Origin of the sequence: Blautia caccae (assembly GCF_040095955.1) — a bacterium.
Taxonomy (GTDB): domain Bacteria; phylum Bacillota; class Clostridia; order Lachnospirales; family Lachnospiraceae; genus Blautia; species Blautia celeris.
In genome coordinates this window covers 286,783-303,120 of record NZ_JBBMFP010000003.1, presented here as the reverse complement: position 1 = coordinate 303,120, position 16,338 = coordinate 286,783, and the positions used below count along the sequence as shown (strand labels likewise).

The following is a 16,338-nucleotide window of genomic DNA, read 5'->3' as shown; positions in this document are numbered from 1 at the left end:
CTCCTTATTTCATATAAATACATGCTCCGCTTTGGCAGCATGTTCAGATAGAGGCTGCTCTTTCGGGCAGCCTCCTGGATTTTGTCAGCAGATCACTCTGCGGTTTATGCAAATGGATTTTCTGTGGGATACAGAACGCCCTTTGGCTGGTTGTAGTTGATCTCTTCCACTTCCACGCCTAAATATTTGAATACTTCATATAATGCTTTTCCAAAGTGTCCGAAAGCAACAGCTCCGTGATGCGGATAGTTCTTCTCAACCAGAACGTGGCGATAGAAACGTCCCATCTCCGGAATCGCGAACACACCGATGGCACCGAAGGAACGTGTTGCAACAGGCAGAACCTCGCCCTGTGCAATGTATGCGCGCAGCTTGCAGTCTGCTGTGCTCTGCAGGCGGTAGAATGTGATCTCACCCGGAGCGATATCTCCCTCCAGAGTTCCCTGTGTCACTTCTTCCGGAAGGGTTCTTGCCATGATCATCTGATATTTCATGGAGCAGAAGGACAGTTTTCCGGATGCGGTATTGCCGCAGTGGAAGCCCATGAAGGTATCCTTGTGTGTATAGTCGTATTTGCCTTTGATCTCACCTTCGTACATATCAGCCGGCACGGTATTGTTGATATCCAGAAGCGTAACGGCATCCTGGCTGATAACAGTTCCCAGGTATTCGCTCAGAGTTCCCCAGATATCCACTTCACAGGATACCGGAATACCGCGTCCTGTCAGACGGCTGTTCACATAGCAGGGAACGAATCCGAACTGGGTCTGGAATGCAGGCCAGCATTTTGTTGTGAGGGTCACATACTTTCTGCATCCTCTGTGAGCCTCAACCCAGTCAAGCAGTGTGATCTCGTACTGTGCCAGTTTCGGCAGGATTTCCGGTTTCATGTTGCCTTCACCAAGCTCGCTCTCCATATCTTTTACAACATCCGGGATACGCGGGTCATCTGCATGGTTCTTGTAGCTCTCAAACAGGTCTAATTCAGAGTTTTCCTCGATCTCAACACCCAGGTCATAGAGACGTTTGATCGGTGCGTTGCAAGCCAGGAAGTTCTGCGGACGCGGTCCAAAGCTGATGATCTTCAGGTTCTTCACTGCTACCAGCGCACGTGCAACCGGTGCAAAGTCTGCGATCATCTCTGCCACTTCTTCCGGTGTTCCTACCGGGTATTCCGGAATGTATGCTTTTAAGTTGCGCAGTTTCAGGTTGTAGCTTGCGTTCAGCATACCGCAGTATGCGTCGCCGCGGCCCTGAACCAGGTTGTCGCCTCTTTCCTCAGCGGCAGCCACTACCATGGACGGTCCGTGGAAATATTTAACCAGAAGTGTTTCCTCTGTCTCAGGTCCGAAGTTGCCAAGGTAAACAACCAGGGCGTTGCAGCCTGCCTCACGCAGCTCTTTTAAAGCTTTCTGCATGTCAGTTTCGCTCTCCACAACAGTTGGACATTCGTAGATCTCTCCTTTGTAGGATGCAACGACTGCTTTTCTTCTGTTCTCTGACAGAGACATTGGGAAACAGTCACGGCTTACAGCCACAATACCAAGTTTTAATTCCGGCATGTTTGTTAAATTCATAATTCTTATCCTCCTGAATTTTATCTTTATTTGAATTGGTTTCTGCTCAACAATCCTTTACGGACAGGTTTTCACCGATCAATCCCTCAAATGCACCTTCGATTTTGGCGTCCTTGTGGGCGATCAGCCATTTGTTTCTGGCAAAAAGGAGTTTGTCCTCACCGGTGTTATTCTGTGCAGCCGGCGCGTCTGTGTTGGTTCCTTTCGGAAGGATGACTGCCGTACAGAATTTGTTTCCGTTTACATTGCATGGAGCATAGTGCAGTGTGGTAGCGTAAACCTCGATCACGGTTCCTGCCGGCACTAAAAACGCTTCCATCTTTGATGTGTCATATGTACTGCCTGCTTCAATATCCTGCTCTTTTCCGAGAATCAGGATCAGATCGGTCAGCGCTACATTCACCTCGCTGTCCCTGTGGTATTCCACCGCGTTCAGCAGATAGTTGCTTCCGTTGCAGTAGCCTATCTGGATGGGCATTCCGCCGAACAGGCTGTATGCAATTTTCTCAGCACAATCACAGGCTTCCAGCTTCTCATCCGATGCAACATAGATGACATCGTCGGGCTTTGGCGTTTCCTCCAGCGCTTTCAGAAGACTGCTCACATCAAGACCTTCCACGACCTTACCATAGGCCTTGAATTCGGCATCCCTGACATTTAAAATTTTCATGGGAATTGACCTCCTTATGAATTAGTTTATCCATTAAACTATATACTCATGCTACCATTGACGGAGGGAAAAATCAAGATGTTTTTTGAAAAAATAACAAGTTTTTTGAGGATGGTGTCCGTAAGGCGGCCGACCGGCCCGAAATAATAAAAGAACAAGGCAGAATCCAGACGTTTCCGCATTCTGCCTTGTTCTTTACTTTTTTATTATGATATCTTTTTCCAGATACTTCTTGGAAATCTCACTCAGCGTTCCGTCCTTTATCAACGGACTCAAAGCCTGATTTTGTATGGCCGGGATAAGACAGCTTCCCTTTTTGCCAAATACGGCAAGTTTGGTATATTCCGCTTTTTCTCCCAGTTTATCCTGTACCGATGAAACATCTGCGTAGGCTTTTGTGGCGGAGTAGTGTTCTTTGTTCCACTCGGTTATGCCTACGGTAGAGATAACACAGTCATATAAGTCTGCATCCAGGGAATTCAGAAGATTTTCCTCTGTAGTGTCTATGATTTCCAGGGACAGTCCGAGTTTTTCTGCCACTTTGGCGGCTGTATCCGGGGCAAAGCCAGCCGGTTTTGCTGTGCTTTCATCCACATAACCCATGGAGCCGTCATTCAGATTGATGCCGACTTTCAGGACGCCTTTTTCAATCGTTGTGATCTTCCCCTCCCCTTCACAGTCCTTTGGGGCTCCGCATCCGGTCAGCACCGCCGCCGTCAGAACTGCTGCTGCCAGGGCACAGACCATACGGCGGATTTTATTTTTCTTCAATTATAACCACCTCATTCTTTGTTTTCCATTTTGCAAATACCTATGAAAAAACATAACATGCCCGGCTCTTTTTGTCAAATAACTGTGAAAATATTAAGGATACCCGCCGGCTAACCTTTCGTATTTTCACTTGTAAAAGATTTTTCCTTTTGGTATGATAATAGAAAGCAGACCGTAACTGTACTTCAACGGAACAGCTGCGGCATACAACGGAAAGGTTTCTGGATATGAATGCATGGAATGGAAAACCCTATCACTCTTTTGATCATATGCTGAAGGAGCGGTTTTCAGAAAAAGTTTATAAGGTGGCTTTGAATGGCGGCATGACCTGTCCCAACCGGGACGGTACGCTGGGAAACAGAGGCTGTATCTTCTGCAGCGCAGGCGGTTCCGGTGATTTTGCGGGTGTCAGGGATCTGTCTGTCACACAGCAGATTGATGAGCAGGCAGCTAAAATACGCAGCAAAAGAAATGCGGCCCATTTTATCGCCTACTTTCAGGCATACACCAACACCTACGCACCTGTGGAATATCTCCGGAAGATTTTTACGGAGGCTGTTTCACATCCCGATATTGTGGCATTGTCCATCGGTACCCGGCCTGACTGTCTGGGGGAGGATGTGCTGGAGCTTCTGGCTGAATTAAATGAACAGAAGCCGGTATGGGTGGAGCTTGGACTGCAGACCATGCATGACAGCACTGCTGCATACATCCGAAGAGGGTATCCCCTCTCTGTTTTTGAGGATGCCGTGCGCAGACTGAGGGCACGGAATCTGGAGGTTATCGTGCATACAATTCTGGGACTTCCCGGCGAAACAAAAGAAGATATTCTGGATACCATGTCCTATTTAAATACACAGGATATCCAGGGAATCAAGCTGCAGCTTCTCCATGTCCTGAAGGGCACAGACCTGGCTAAGGACTATGAGGACGGCAGATTCTCTGTCTATACAATGGAGGAATATATAGATCTTGTCATTGCCTGTCTGGAACACCTGTCCCCCCGCATCGTAGTGCACCGGCTTACCGGGGACGGGCCGAAAGAGCTTCTCTTAGCACCGCTCTGGAGCAGTGCCAAGAAGACAGTCCTCAATACCCTGCACCATGAGTGCAAGGTCCGGGGCGCTTACCAGGGACGGCTCTGCACAGATTCCGATGTACCGCAGAGGGCATGAAAAAGGAGGATTCTTTATGGCTGAACCACTCACTTTATACAAACTGATCATACTATACATGCTGCAGAAGGTGGATTTCCCACTGAGCAACGCACAGATATCAGGATTTATACTGGACAAAGGATATACCAATTACTTTCATCTCCAGCAGGCAATCTCTGAGCTGATTGAGTCCGGCCTGGTGCGCTCCGAGACTGTGCGCAATGCTTCTTATCTGAAGATAACGGAATCGGGAAATCAGACATTGGAATACTTTGGAACGGAGGTATCCGAGGATATCAAAAAAGATATCGGGGAATTCTTCCGTGAGAACTCCATGGAACTGAAGGAAGAACGCTCCGCCATGGCTGACTACTACAAAAGTGATAAGGAAGGGTATCTCGTGCGCTGTCAGGCAAAAGAAAGAGATATCCCCCTCATAGATATGACATTGACCGTGCCCACAAAAGAAGCAGCAGAAGCGCTGTGTGCGGCATGGAAAAACAAAAGCAAACAGGTATATGAAAGCCTGCTGGATATGCTTCTGTGAGCATTGTGTGGCTTATGGCATATTAGCTGTGCCATAAGTTCCACAATGCCCCCGGGCATACTAACCTCTATCCTCTGCGAATCCGTTCCAGATAATCTCTGATATTCTTTTCATACCCATTCTCCGTAGGCTCATAAAAATGACTCCCCAATATCTCTGCAGGCAGATACTGCTGCTCCACATAATGATTCGGATAATCGTGGGCATATTTATATCCCACACCATGTCCCAGCTTGGCTGCCCCTTTGTAATGGGAATCCTGGAGATGGGGCGGTACGGTTGTGCGGACAGACTTCACAGATTCGGATGCATGAAAAACTGCCATGCAGGCAGCATTGCTCTTGGGGGCGCTTGCTACATAGGTCACGGCCTGGGAAAGGGTGATCTGTGCTTCCGGCATGCCCAGGCGCTCCACTGCCTGCGCTGCTGCCACTGCCACCACCAGCGCCTGCGGGTCTGCATTTCCCACATCCTCTGAGGCGCAGATCATGATCCTTCTGGCAATGAACTTGATATCCTCACCTGCGTACAGCATCTTTGCCAGATAATAAACTGCCGCATCCGGGTCAGATCCACGCATGCTCTTTATAAATGCGGACACAGTATCATAATGATTGTCACCGGTCTTATCATAGCGCACCACCCGCTTCTGGATACATTCAGAGGCCACGTCCAGGGTCACATGTATCTTTCCGTCCGCCGCTTTTTCTGTGGTCAGCACTGCCAGTTCCAGGGCATTCAGCGCTGCCCTGGCATCCCCGCCTGCGATATCCGCCAGAAATTCCCTGGCATCCTCCTCCAGATCCACGTCATAGCTTCCCATCCCTTTCTCCACGTCCGTGGCGGCCCGAATGAGAAGCCTGCTGATGTCCTCACGCTCCAGAGGCTTCAGCTCAAAGACAATGGAACGGGAGATCAGGGCGCTGTTTACCTCAAAGTAGGGGTTCTCTGTGGTGGCGCCTATGAGGATCAGGGTTCCGTCCTCCACAAACGGAAGAAGGTAGTCCTGCTGTCCCTTATTGAACCTGTGTATCTCATCAATAAAAAGGATCGTTTTCTTCCCGTACATGCCCAGATACTCCTGCGCCTTTTTCACCACTTCCTCCATGTCCTTTTTTCCGGCAACCGTTGCATTCATCTGCTGGAACTGGGCGCTGGTGGTATTGGCAATGACTTTGGCCAGCGTGGTCTTTCCCGTGCCCGGAGGCCCGTAGAAAAGCACACTGCCCAGCTTGTCCGCTTTGATGGCACGGTAAAGCAGCTTTCCTTTACCGATGATATGTTCCTGCCCCACCACCTCTTCCAGTGTCGTGGGGCGCATCCTGGAGGCCAGGGGCGATTCATTCTCCAGAGTCTGTTCTTTCATATAATCAAATAGATCCATTATATTCTCCTATTCCAGCAACAGTTCATCCACTGTCACAAATTGGTACCCTTCCTCCGTAAGCGCATCCGCGATCTGCAGGGCAGCTTCCACGGAGGTATCAAAAATATCGTGCATTAAAATAATATCACCTTCCTCCACATCTTTCACTACCCTTTTTACAATTTTTTCTGTATTCTGCGTTTTCCAGTCCAGTGAATCCACATTCCAGGACACAGGGATCATGGTAATGCAGAAATCCAGGTTCTTTTTCCAGGCGCCGTAAGGCGGGCGCACAAATGAAGAATAGGTTCCTGTGGTCTCATATATCTTGTTACATCCCTTTAACACTTCATCCCTGGCTTTTGACTCAGATAATTTATTGAGCTGCACATGATTGTAGGTATGGCTGCCGATCAGGTGTCCTTCCTCCTGGATCCGTTTCACAAGCTCCTCATTTCCCTCAATATTCTTGCCGATCAGAAAAAAGGTGGCATGGATGCCGCGCTTTTTAAGACCATCCAGAAGTTTAGGGGTATAGACCGCATGAGGGCCGTCGTCAAAGGTCAGCGCAATCTTTGGGTGCTCCTCATCGGACAGTTCACCAGCTGTCTGTATGTGCATCTGTCCGACAGACTCCGTACTGTATTTCAGTGCTGCCGCTGCTGTCAGAACCAGAAAGACTGCCAGACAGAGCCATATTTTATTTTTACTCATTTTGCAACTCCGGCCAAACTGTTCCTTCTATTTATATGTATTTATTTTTCTGAAAAGACTTTCTCTTCACACGTCAATATGATAAAATATCAAAATAATAATTTCACAATGTCTGCAGCAACAGGCCGGAACAAAACCTATCGTGCTGCCGGCCGAGGGAGGGAGTTTTGACATGACATTCGATGTATTATCTTCACTGGCTGTATACGCCCTGGTGACAGGATGGTCGCCCGGGCCTAACAATGTACTGCTTCTGAGTACCACAGGACAGTTCGGATTGAAACGGAGCATGAAACTGATCACCGGTATATGGACCGGATTTCTGACTATTATGCTTCTCTGTGCAGTCTTCAGCGTGGGGCTTGGAAAACTGCTGCCCGGAGTGGTACCCTATCTGAAATACATAGGCGCGGCTTATATCCTGTATCTGGCCTTTACAGTGCTTAAGAGAAAGCCTGTGCAGGCAGATGACGGCACAGGAAAAGCGCCTTCTTTTGCCTCCGGTTTTCTGCTGCAGTTTATCAATGTAAAAGTTATCCTGTACGGCATCTCTGCTCTGAGCAGCTATGTCCTGCCCTATGAAAGCGGGGTTCCGGCGCTGATCTTCTTTGCCTTTTTCCTGACATTCTTCGGCGCCACAGGAAATCTTGTCTGGGCTTTGATCGGGAGTATCTTTCAGAAATGGTACAATAAGTATTATATCGCATTCAATATCATCATTGCACTGCTGCTTGTCCGCTGCTCTGTAAAACTGATCCTGTAGGCTGTCAAACCTGAAATCCGTAAATCATCCGGTCAGCTTACGGACAGACAAAAACTGCCGCCGGTACGGCTTCCCTCTCGGAATGCAGTACCGGCGGCAGTTCTTATTTTATACTATTTAAAAGCATTCACCAGATCCTGTCCGTCATCATATCCCTGTGATTTCAGTTCTTTGACAAACCAGTCATCAATCCCGTCAACTGCTTTTTTGAAGGAATCAATGTCCAGATCTTTATATTCGGTGATCTTCACGCCGTTCTGATTCGCCCAGCGCGTCTTGATCTCATCATCTCCGGCGCGGTTGATCTCACGCTCGTATTTTACCGCTTTTGCGCCTGCTTCATCCACTACCTTCTGCTGTTCAGGTGTCAGGCTGTCATACAGCTCCTGGTTGATGCAGAAAAACAGGCAGTCATAGTTGGCATTCCACATGGAGCAGTATTTCTGTACTTCCTGGACACTGGCTGCGTCGATAGCGGGAAGGGGATTCTCCTGCCCCTCCACAGTGTTCTGCTGCAGAGCCGTGTAAGTCTCTGACCAGTTCATATTCGTGGCATCAGCGCCCCATCTCTTGTAGCATTCCATCAGCAGATTAGAGCCTGCCACACGAATCTTCAGCCCTTTCATATCATCTGCAGACTTGATCTCCCGTACGGAGTTGGTCAGTTCCCTGAATCCGTTCTCCGCCATGCCCATACAGTGCAGGCCGTATTCTCCCAGGATCTCTTTCATCTTCTCTCCGCCTTCCCCATCCAGTTTCTTATCTGCGTCCTCCACGGACTGGAATAAGTACGGTATAGAGACCACATTGAAACGCGGGTCAAAGGCTGAGTAGATCAGGTTGGAGTGCATGGAGATCTGTACCGGATCACCGTCCATCAGGGCCTGGATGCCCTCGGACTGGTTTCCGTTTGTGAGCTGGTCGGCAGCATAGACATTTACCTTTACTTTGCCGCCTGTGGCCTGCTCCATCAGCTCCCCGAATTTTTCACCGGCTTTTGCCCAGGTACTTGTCTCTGTGGTGGAGCAGGCAAAATTCCAGGTCTGTGCGTTCCAGTCAAGATCACTGGAATCCTCCATGGAATACTCTGCGGTGCTTCCCTCCGCAGAAGTAAACGCGCGGATCAGTTCCCTGACCTCTTCCTTGTCATACCCTTCTTTTACCAGTTCCTCCTCATACCACTGGGGAATGTCCTCCACAGCCTTTTTGAAGGAATCAATATCCAGGTCTTCATACGCTGTCACATCCATGCCGTTTTCTGTCTGCCAGCGGTTCAGGATCTCATCATCACCGGCACGGTTGATCTCACGCTCATACTGCACGGCCTTCTGGCCGATCTCGTCCACAACCTCCTGCTGCTCCGGTGTCAGTTTGTCATAGACTTCCTGGTTTATGCCGAAGAAGAGGCAGTCATAGTTGGCGTTCCACAGGGAACAATACTTCTGTACCTCCTGGACACTGGCTGCGTCAATAGCCGGAAGGGGATTTTCCTGGCCCTCCACGGTGTTCTGCTGCAGAGCGGTATAAGTCTCTGACCAGTTCATATTGGTGGCATCAGCGCCCCATCTCTTGTAGCATTCCATCAGCAGATTGGAACCTGCCACACGAATCTTCAGGCTCTTCATGTCATCCACGGATTTTACTTCCCTGACAGAGTTGGTGAGCTGGCGGAAACCGTTCTCAGCCATGCCCATGCAGTGCACGCCGTAGCTCTCCAGGATCTCTTTCATCTTCTCACCGGCTGCCCCGTCCAGTTTTGCGTCCGCGTCCTTCACAGAATCGAACAGGAAGGGCAGGGATACCACATTGAAACGCGGGTCAAAGGCAGAATAGATCAGGTTGGAATGCATGGATATCTGCACCGGATCCCCGTTCATCAGGGCCTGGATGCCCTCGGACTGGTTTCCATTGGTAAGCTGGTCGGCAGCATAGACATTCACATGAATTTTGCCGCCTGTGGCCTTTTCCATCATTTCACCGAATTTACGCCCTGCCTCAGCCCAGGTGCTGGTCTCTGTGGTGGAGCAGGCAAAGTTCCAGGTCTGCTCCTCCCAGGCAAGGTCGCTTCTGTCTTCCACTTCATAATTACCTGATGTCCCGGAGGTAAAGGCTTCTATCAGTTCTTTTACCTCTGCTTCGTCATATCCCTCTTTTACCAGCTCCTCCTGATACCACTGCGGAATGTCTGCAACGGCATTCTTGAAGGAGTCAATATCAAGGTCCTCATACGCTGTGATCTTCACGCCGTTCTGTTTGGTCCAGCGCTCTTTGATCTCATCATCACCGGAGCGGTTGATATCGCGCTCATAGTCAACAGCCTTCTTTCCTGCCTCGTCCACTACCTTCTGCTGTTCCGGTGTAAGGCTGCCGTACAGCTCCTCATTGATGCAGAAGAACAGACAGTCATAGTTGGCATTCCACATGGAACAGTATTTCTGCACTTCCTGCACACTGGCCGCGTCGATGGCCGGAAGGGGATTCTCCTGCCCCTCTACCGTATTCTGCTGCAGGGCGGTATAGGTTTCAGACCAGTTCATATTGGTGGCATCAGCGCCCCATCTCTTGTAGCATTCCATCAGCAGATTGGAGCCTGCCACACGGATCTTCAGGTTTTTCATATCCTCCGCGGACTTCACTTCTCTGACGGAGTTGGTGAGCTGGCGGAAGCCGTTCTCTGCCATACCCATACAGTGCAGTCCGTATTCCTCCAGAAGCGCATTCATCTTTTCCCCTGCCTCGCCGTCCAGTTTGGCATCTGCGTCCTCCACAGAGTTAAAGATAAACGGCAGGGATACCACGTTAAAGCGCGGATCGAAAGCAGAATAGATCAGATTGGAGTGCATGGAGATCTGTACCGGGTCTCCGTTCATCAGGGCCTGGATACCCTCGGACTGGTTGCCGTTGGTAAGCTGGTCAGCCGCGTATACTTTTACGTGTACTTTGCCGCCTGTGGCTTTCTCCATGAGCTTTCCGAACTGTTCCCCGGCCTTTGCCCAGGTACTGGTCTCCGTGGTGGAGCAGGCAAAATTCCAGGTCTGCTCTTCCCAGCCCAGATCACTGTAGTCACCGATCTCATTGTAATCCTCAGAACTGTTGTCCCCGGCTGTACTGTCTGCATGATCTGTCAGCTTGGAGGTTCCCGTATAGGAGCTTCCGGCAAAAGCCTTGGGCAGGCACACAGATATCTGGGGGATATATGTGACCATCAGCAGCACCACTACACACGCTGCGATCATGGGCACAACTGCCCTGGATATCTGCTGCAGGCTGACTTCCAGTCCCTTTTTGATCTTAATACTGATGGCGACAAACAGATTGACACCCACAGGAGGCGTTACCTGCCCGATCGCCAGGTTGACGGTTGCCAGAATACCGAAGGCCACCAGGTCATATCCCAGCGCCTTGCAGACCGGCAGCATAATGGGAATAAATATGTACATGGCGGAGTTGGCATCAATAAAGCATCCCGCGATCAGGAAGATCACATTCACGATCAGAAGGAAAATGAACTGATTGTGGGCAACACTTCCTAAAAGCTCCGAGGCTGCCTGGGAGATTCCGAACTTTGTGCAGACAAAGGAAAACAGGGACGCACATGCCACAATGAGCATGATACCGCCTGTGGTCTTGGCTGAATCCACAAAGATATCGATCAAATCCCTGAACTTGACTTCCCTGTAGATGACCATACCCACAAAGAGTCCGTATACCACGGAAACGGCTGCTGCCTCTGTCGGTGTGAAAATACCGCCATAGATACCGCCCAGAATGATAACCGGCATCAGAAATCCCCAGAACGCGTCACCGAACGCGCGGAATCTCTCGCCCCAGGCGGCTTTCTTAGTTGTTGGCTGGATACCTTTTCTGCGGACTTCGATCATGATCACAAGGATCAGTGCAAGTCCCATAAGGATTCCGGGCAGGATACCGCCGGCAAACATATCCGCAATCGATACACCTGTGATGGATGCATATACCACGAACGCAATACTGGGGGGTATGACAATGGCAATGGAACTTGACGTTGCCATCATTGCCGTGGAAAACGGTGCCGAGAAGCCTCCCTCCTCCACCATGGCCGGGATCAGAACCGCGCCCAGCGCCGCAACCGTAGCCGGACCGGAGCCGGAAATTGCTCCGAAGAAGCAGGCCACAATAACACACACAATGGCAATGCCGCCTCTTCTGTGTCCCACACAGGTATTTACAAACTTAATGAGACGTTTGGATATTCCCGCCTTTGCCATAATATTTCCGGACAACACGAAAAACGGAATCGCCAGCAGCAGAAACTTGCTGATGCCGGAATACATATTGGTAGCCACGATCGTCAGGGATGTACCTGAGTACAGTATCGCGCACACGGAGGACAGGCCCAGACAGATGGCAATGGGAACATTCAGGATCAGAAAGATAAAAAAGGATAAAAACAATACCGCACTTACCATTTACGCCTCCTCCTTTCTCTTGACAAATTTAAAATCCGTACAGAAATCAATACAGTATTCCACAAAATGCAGGATCATGCAGACGGAGCCAATGGGCACAAAGGACCAGAAGATCCATTCCGGCCAGTTCAGCACAAAGGTCCTCTTTCCATTGGCAAGCTGGGTCAGCACCTTATCCATGCCGTATTTAAACAATATTACAGTAAATATCACTGAGAGCACAGTCACAAGAACGACAACGGGTTTCTTTGTCTTCCCGGGCAGCCTGTCCGTTACCAGCGTAAGGCTTACCAGCTCTCCTTCCCGGCAGGCCAGAGCGGCTGCCATAAGTGTGATCAATACAAAAACTGCCACCACCAGCTCTTCCGTAAATGACCAGGAGCGGTGTATTACTTTCCTGGAAAATACATTTCCCACGGTGAGAACCAGGATCAGCAGTGTGGATGCAGCCAGGATCAGCTTCTCAGCCGCTGCCAGCACATCCATGATCTTCTTGTAGACTTTCATCACATTTCCTCCTCTTGTTATAGTAAGACATATAAAATCGCACACATATGCCCGTGCAGGGCGCACATTCAGAGCATAAAAAAAGCCCCCCAATCATGAGGGACGAACTGAATCCGCGATACCACCCTTTTTCCGCGCAGGGTTGCCCCTGCCGGCACTTGCAACATACTGACATATGTGTTTCCTGTAACGTGGAACCTACGTCAGCGCCTAATCAAACATAACGGCCTTTCAGCGCTGCTTCTCCGGGATGATACATAAGCCTCCCGGACGCCTGCCTCACACCTGCCGGCAGTTCTCTGAACATCCATCCTGAAACTTATGCTTCCCTTCATCGAATTTACAAATTCTGATTGTTCACATCTAATATTTTATAATATCTTAATGGATATTTTACTTCTTTTTCAGAATTACGTCAATACTTTTTTACGGGGCCATGGGCCTGAAAACACCTGGCGGGACAGCAGCGTGCAATTCGTAACGCGCATCAGAAAAAAAGCCGCTGCCCCGGGATTGCTCCTTGGGGCAGCGGCTGTATGTTCCTTACGAATTAAGCAATTTTGGATTTAGCCAGCTCTGCCAGTGTTGCAAAGCCTTCTGCATCGTTGATAGCCATATCAGCCAGAACTTTTCTGTTCAGGTCAATGTTAGCCAGCTTTAAGCCATACATGAATTTGCTGTAGGACAGACCATTCATTCTTGCTGCAGCGTTGATACGTGCGATCCATAACTGTCTGAACTGACGTTTTCTCTGCTTTCTTCCTGCATAGGAGCTTGTCAGAGCTCTCATAACAGACTGTTTTGCAACTCTGTACTGTTTGGAACGTGCTCCTCTGTAACCTTTCGCCAGTTTTAATACTCTATTGTGTTTTTTCTTAGCGTTTAATCCGCCTTTAATTCTTGCCATTCTTAATTTCCTCCTGTTCTAGAACCTATCCTGTAATTAGATGTACGGTAAAATTTTCTTGATTGCTTTTACGTTACTTGCATCTGTGATAGCTGCTTTTCTCAGGTTTCTCTTTCTCTTCTGAGATTTCTTTGTTAAGATATGGCTCTTGTAAGCTTTATTTCTCTTTAATAATCCTGTACCTGTTTTTTTGAAGCGCTTAGCAGCAGCTTTCGTTGTTTTCATTTTTGGCATGTTTGTATTCCTCCTTAGACTCTTTTAGTGAACGTGTTTAACGTTTTTCTGTCAAATACATGGTCATAGTCCTGCCTTCTACCTTCGGTGCTTTTTCAATCACCGCGATATCAGCTACAGACTCTGCAAACTCATCAAGGATGTGTTTACTCTTATACATATGTGCCATCTCTCTTCCGCGGAAACGTAAGGTCACTTTGACTTTATTTCCCTTGGTTAAGAATTTCCTGGCATTATTGACCTTGGTGTTCAGGTCGTTTTCCTCAATATTAGGGGACAAACGCACTTCCTTAATCTCTATGGTTTTCTGTTTCCTCTTAGCTTCTTTTTCTTTCTGTGCTAATTCGTACCTGTACTTACCATAATCGATAATTTTGCATACGGGCGGTTTCGCAGTCGGGGCAATCTTTACAAGGTCAAGCCCTGCTTCCATTGCATGCTTCTGCGCATCTCTGGCAGACATGATTCCAAGCTGTTCTCCGTTCGCGCCGATCAGACGTACCTCTTTGTCTCTGATTTGTTCATTAATCATTAAATCGCTAATTGTAGTGCACCTCCATAATATTGATAAAACACTCTGTTCCTGGCCGGCCGTCCGGCCTTCCACCTCATAAAACATCCTGAAAGAAACAAGAAAAAAATGGATAGACGACAATCGACTATCCACACATATCCGCATAAAGAAAACGCTGAAGGCGCTTCGTTTATTACCGTATTAACCATAGTCACGCGATTGTGCTAAGGTGAGAGTGGATACTCTGCTTTCTTTTTCTTCAGACTAGGTAAGTTTATCACACCATTTTCGCCCCGTCAAGTGTTAAATATAATTTTGTTTATTATTTTTATAAGAAAAATCTTGTCTTTTGTCTGAAAAAATGGCATAATGTTTCACATACAACAAAAGATGCGCAAAGCATCGAAAAAAGGGAGAGAATCATGGAGAAAAAAAGAGGAGCATTTTCTAACAAGATGGGATTTGTCCTTGCCGCTGCGGGTTCCGCGGTCGGTCTTGGAAATCTCTGGCGCTTCCCGTACCTTGCAGCAAAATACGGAGGAGGCATTTTCTTACTCGTCTATCTTATTCTCGCCGTAACACTAGGGTTTACACTGATGGTTACAGAGATTGCCATTGGCCGGAAAACCGGTCTGAGCGCAGTCGGAGCTTTCAGAAAGCTGGACAAACGATTTGGTTTCGTCGGATATCTGGCCTGTATCGTTCCGTTTATCATCACACCTTACTACTGTGTTATCGGCGGATGGGTGATCAAATACCTGATCACTTTTGTCAGCGGCAATGTATCTGCTGCTGCCGGGGATGACTATTTTACCGGATTTATTACCCAGGCCGGTTCACCGGTGCTGTGGTTTGCAATTTTCGTTCTGCTGACTTCCATTGTCGTGATCGCCGGCGTGGAAAAAGGAATCGAAAAAGCCAGCAGGATTCTGATGCCTGTGCTGATCATACTGACACTGGGCATTTCTGTCTTCTGTATCACAAGACCGGGTGCAGGTGCAGGTGTGAAATACTATCTGCTGCCTGATTTCAGCCGTTTCTCAGCTACCACAGTGCTGGCTGCCATGGGACAGTTATTCTACTCCATGTCACTGGCTATGGGTATTATGATCACATACGGTTCCTATATGAAGAAGGACAACAGCCTGGAAAAATCTGTCCGCCAGATTGAAATATTCGATACCGGAATCGCCTTTTTGGCAGGTCTTATGATCATTCCGTCCGTATTCGCATTCTCCGGCGGCAATGAAGAGGCGCTGAGCAAGGGGCCATCCCTGATGTTCATCACTCTGCCTAAGGTATTTGACAACATGACACTGGGCGGACTGATCGGTGCAGTCTTCTTCCTTCTGGTGCTGTTCGCGGCACTGACCTCCTCCATCTCACTAATGGAGACCAATGTGTCTATCATCCGCGACAAACTGGGCTGGAGCAGAAGGAAAACTACCATTGTGGTCACCATATATGTACTGCTTCTGGGCGCGCTGGTATCCCTCGGTTTCGGACCGCTGGATTTCGTCCAGATCATCGGACTGGGACTTCTGGATTTCTTCGACTTCCTGAGCAACAGTGTGCTGATGCCGATCGTAGCCATTCTGACCTGTATCAGTATCGGTTTCTTCATCAAACCAAAAGCTGTGTGTGATGAAGTGGAGCTGAACGGACCGTTCAAAATGAAAAAATTCTATACAATAATGCTGAAATGGATCGCACCTATCTGCCTGATCATGATTCTGATCTTTGCAGTTTCTGAGGCAATGGGCTGGATCAAAGTCTGAGTAAAAGAGAGCCATACCTGTGAATTTCTCCACAGGTACGGCTCTTTTTCATATCTTATCGTTTTTCAAAGCTTCCGCATTTTGTCTCGTCACAGCGACAGGCACTTCCGCCTGTGATGGTGATCTTGTCTGCATGGCATTTCTCTTCTTTGTTGAAGGTACAGGTACATGCGCGGCAGTCCACATCAATGGTACGGCATCCGCAGCTTTCAGCAGCGGCTGAATTGGATGCAGATTCTCCTCTCTCCTCAAAGCTGCGGCAGCAGGTCTCGTCTGCAACCTTTGCATCGCTTCCATCTACCAGAATGTCTCCCTTGGAACAGTATTCATCTTTGTTATAAATACAGGTTCTTGCAGTACAGCTTAATAATGGCATAGTCATTTC

Annotated in this window: 15 protein-coding genes and 1 other annotated feature; of the genes, 4 read left to right on the top strand and 11 right to left on the bottom strand. The window is 48.6% G+C overall.

Annotated elements, in window-relative coordinates; translation table 11 throughout:
* Positions 1-104: 104 nt before the first annotated feature.
* The 3 genes from WMO65_RS04840 to WMO65_RS04830 form a co-directional block, all read right to left on the bottom strand.
* A complete protein-coding gene (locus WMO65_RS04840) occupies positions 105-1,577 on the bottom strand; it encodes an L-fucose/L-arabinose isomerase family protein (RefSeq protein WP_033141617.1) in 1,473 nt (490 codons plus the stop codon).
* 46 nt (positions 1,578-1,623) lie between these two features.
* The gene (locus WMO65_RS04835) at positions 1,624-2,247 is read right to left on the bottom strand and encodes a DUF4867 family protein (RefSeq protein ID WP_148392573.1); all 624 of its coding nucleotides are present in this window, start codon (positions 2,245-2,247) and stop codon (positions 1,624-1,626) included.
* A gap of 195 nt (positions 2,248-2,442) precedes the next feature.
* On the bottom strand, positions 2,443-3,018 hold the full coding sequence (locus WMO65_RS04830; protein ID WP_052099500.1) for a transporter substrate-binding domain-containing protein: 576 nt from the start codon (positions 3,016-3,018) through the stop codon (positions 2,443-2,445).
* Between the two features lie 227 nt (positions 3,019-3,245).
* Between WMO65_RS04830 and mnmL the strand changes: the two genes are divergently transcribed.
* Both mnmL and WMO65_RS04820 read left to right on the top strand, forming a co-directional pair.
* Positions 3,246-4,193 carry a tRNA modification radical SAM protein MnmL/YtqA gene (mnmL, locus tag WMO65_RS04825; protein WP_148392574.1) on the top strand — a complete coding sequence of 316 codons (948 nt, stop codon included), beginning with the start codon at positions 3,246-3,248 and terminating at the stop codon, positions 4,191-4,193.
* 16 nt (positions 4,194-4,209) lie between these two features.
* Positions 4,210-4,722, top strand: a complete 513-nt coding sequence (locus WMO65_RS04820) for a DUF4364 family protein (protein WP_033139426.1) — start codon at positions 4,210-4,212, stop codon at positions 4,720-4,722.
* A gap of 67 nt (positions 4,723-4,789) precedes the next feature.
* On the opposite strand, the gene WMO65_RS04815 is transcribed toward WMO65_RS04820, so the two are convergent.
* Both WMO65_RS04815 and WMO65_RS04810 read right to left on the bottom strand, forming a co-directional pair.
* On the bottom strand, positions 4,790-6,106 hold the full coding sequence (locus WMO65_RS04815; protein ID WP_033139425.1) for a replication-associated recombination protein A: 1,317 nt from the start codon (positions 6,104-6,106) through the stop codon (positions 4,790-4,792).
* A gap of 9 nt (positions 6,107-6,115) precedes the next feature.
* Positions 6,116-6,802, bottom strand: a complete 687-nt coding sequence (locus WMO65_RS04810; RefSeq protein WP_033139424.1) for a polysaccharide deacetylase family protein — start codon at positions 6,800-6,802, stop codon at positions 6,116-6,118.
* A 172-nt stretch (positions 6,803-6,974) separates the two neighbouring features.
* Here WMO65_RS04810 and WMO65_RS04805 point away from each other — a divergent pair, with 172 nt between their 5' ends.
* On the top strand, positions 6,975-7,565 hold the full coding sequence (locus tag WMO65_RS04805) for a LysE family transporter (RefSeq protein WP_148392575.1): 591 nt from the start codon (positions 6,975-6,977) through the stop codon (positions 7,563-7,565).
* Between the two features lie 113 nt (positions 7,566-7,678).
* Here WMO65_RS04805 and WMO65_RS04800 read toward each other — a convergent pair whose 3' ends face one another.
* From WMO65_RS04800 to infC, 5 genes are all read right to left on the bottom strand, one after another.
* A complete protein-coding gene (locus tag WMO65_RS04800) occupies positions 7,679-12,013 on the bottom strand; it encodes a DctP family TRAP transporter solute-binding subunit (protein ID WP_148392576.1) in 4,335 nt (1,444 codons plus the stop codon).
* Positions 12,014-12,520, bottom strand: coding sequence for a TRAP transporter small permease (locus WMO65_RS04795; protein ID WP_033139422.1), 507 nt, complete (start codon positions 12,518-12,520; stop codon positions 12,014-12,016).
* Between the two features lie 95 nt (positions 12,521-12,615).
* Positions 12,616-12,864 (bottom strand) — a binding site (T-box leader).
* 206 nt (positions 12,865-13,070) lie between these two features.
* Positions 13,071-13,427 carry a 50S ribosomal protein L20 gene (gene rplT / locus WMO65_RS04790; RefSeq protein WP_033139421.1) on the bottom strand — a complete coding sequence of 119 codons (357 nt, stop codon included), beginning with the start codon at positions 13,425-13,427 and terminating at the stop codon, positions 13,071-13,073.
* A 36-nt stretch (positions 13,428-13,463) separates the two neighbouring features.
* Positions 13,464-13,661, bottom strand: a complete 198-nt coding sequence (gene rpmI, locus WMO65_RS04785; RefSeq protein ID WP_033139420.1) for a 50S ribosomal protein L35 — start codon at positions 13,659-13,661, stop codon at positions 13,464-13,466.
* Positions 13,662-13,698: 37 nt separating this feature from the next.
* Complete coding sequence (gene infC, locus WMO65_RS04780; RefSeq protein WP_033139419.1) at positions 13,699-14,193, bottom strand: translation initiation factor IF-3; 495 nt, start codon at positions 14,191-14,193, stop codon at positions 13,699-13,701.
* Positions 14,194-14,597: 404 nt separating this feature from the next.
* Here infC and WMO65_RS04775 point away from each other — a divergent pair, with 404 nt between their 5' ends.
* A complete protein-coding gene (locus WMO65_RS04775; protein ID WP_103732171.1) occupies positions 14,598-15,953 on the top strand; it encodes a sodium-dependent transporter in 1,356 nt (451 codons plus the stop codon).
* A 55-nt stretch (positions 15,954-16,008) separates the two neighbouring features.
* On the opposite strand, the gene WMO65_RS04770 is transcribed toward WMO65_RS04775, so the two are convergent.
* Positions 16,009-16,329 (bottom strand): DUF1540 domain-containing protein, encoded by a 321-nt coding sequence (locus WMO65_RS04770; protein ID WP_033139417.1) that lies wholly within the window; start codon positions 16,327-16,329, stop codon positions 16,009-16,011.
* Positions 16,330-16,338: the final 9 nt, after the last annotated feature.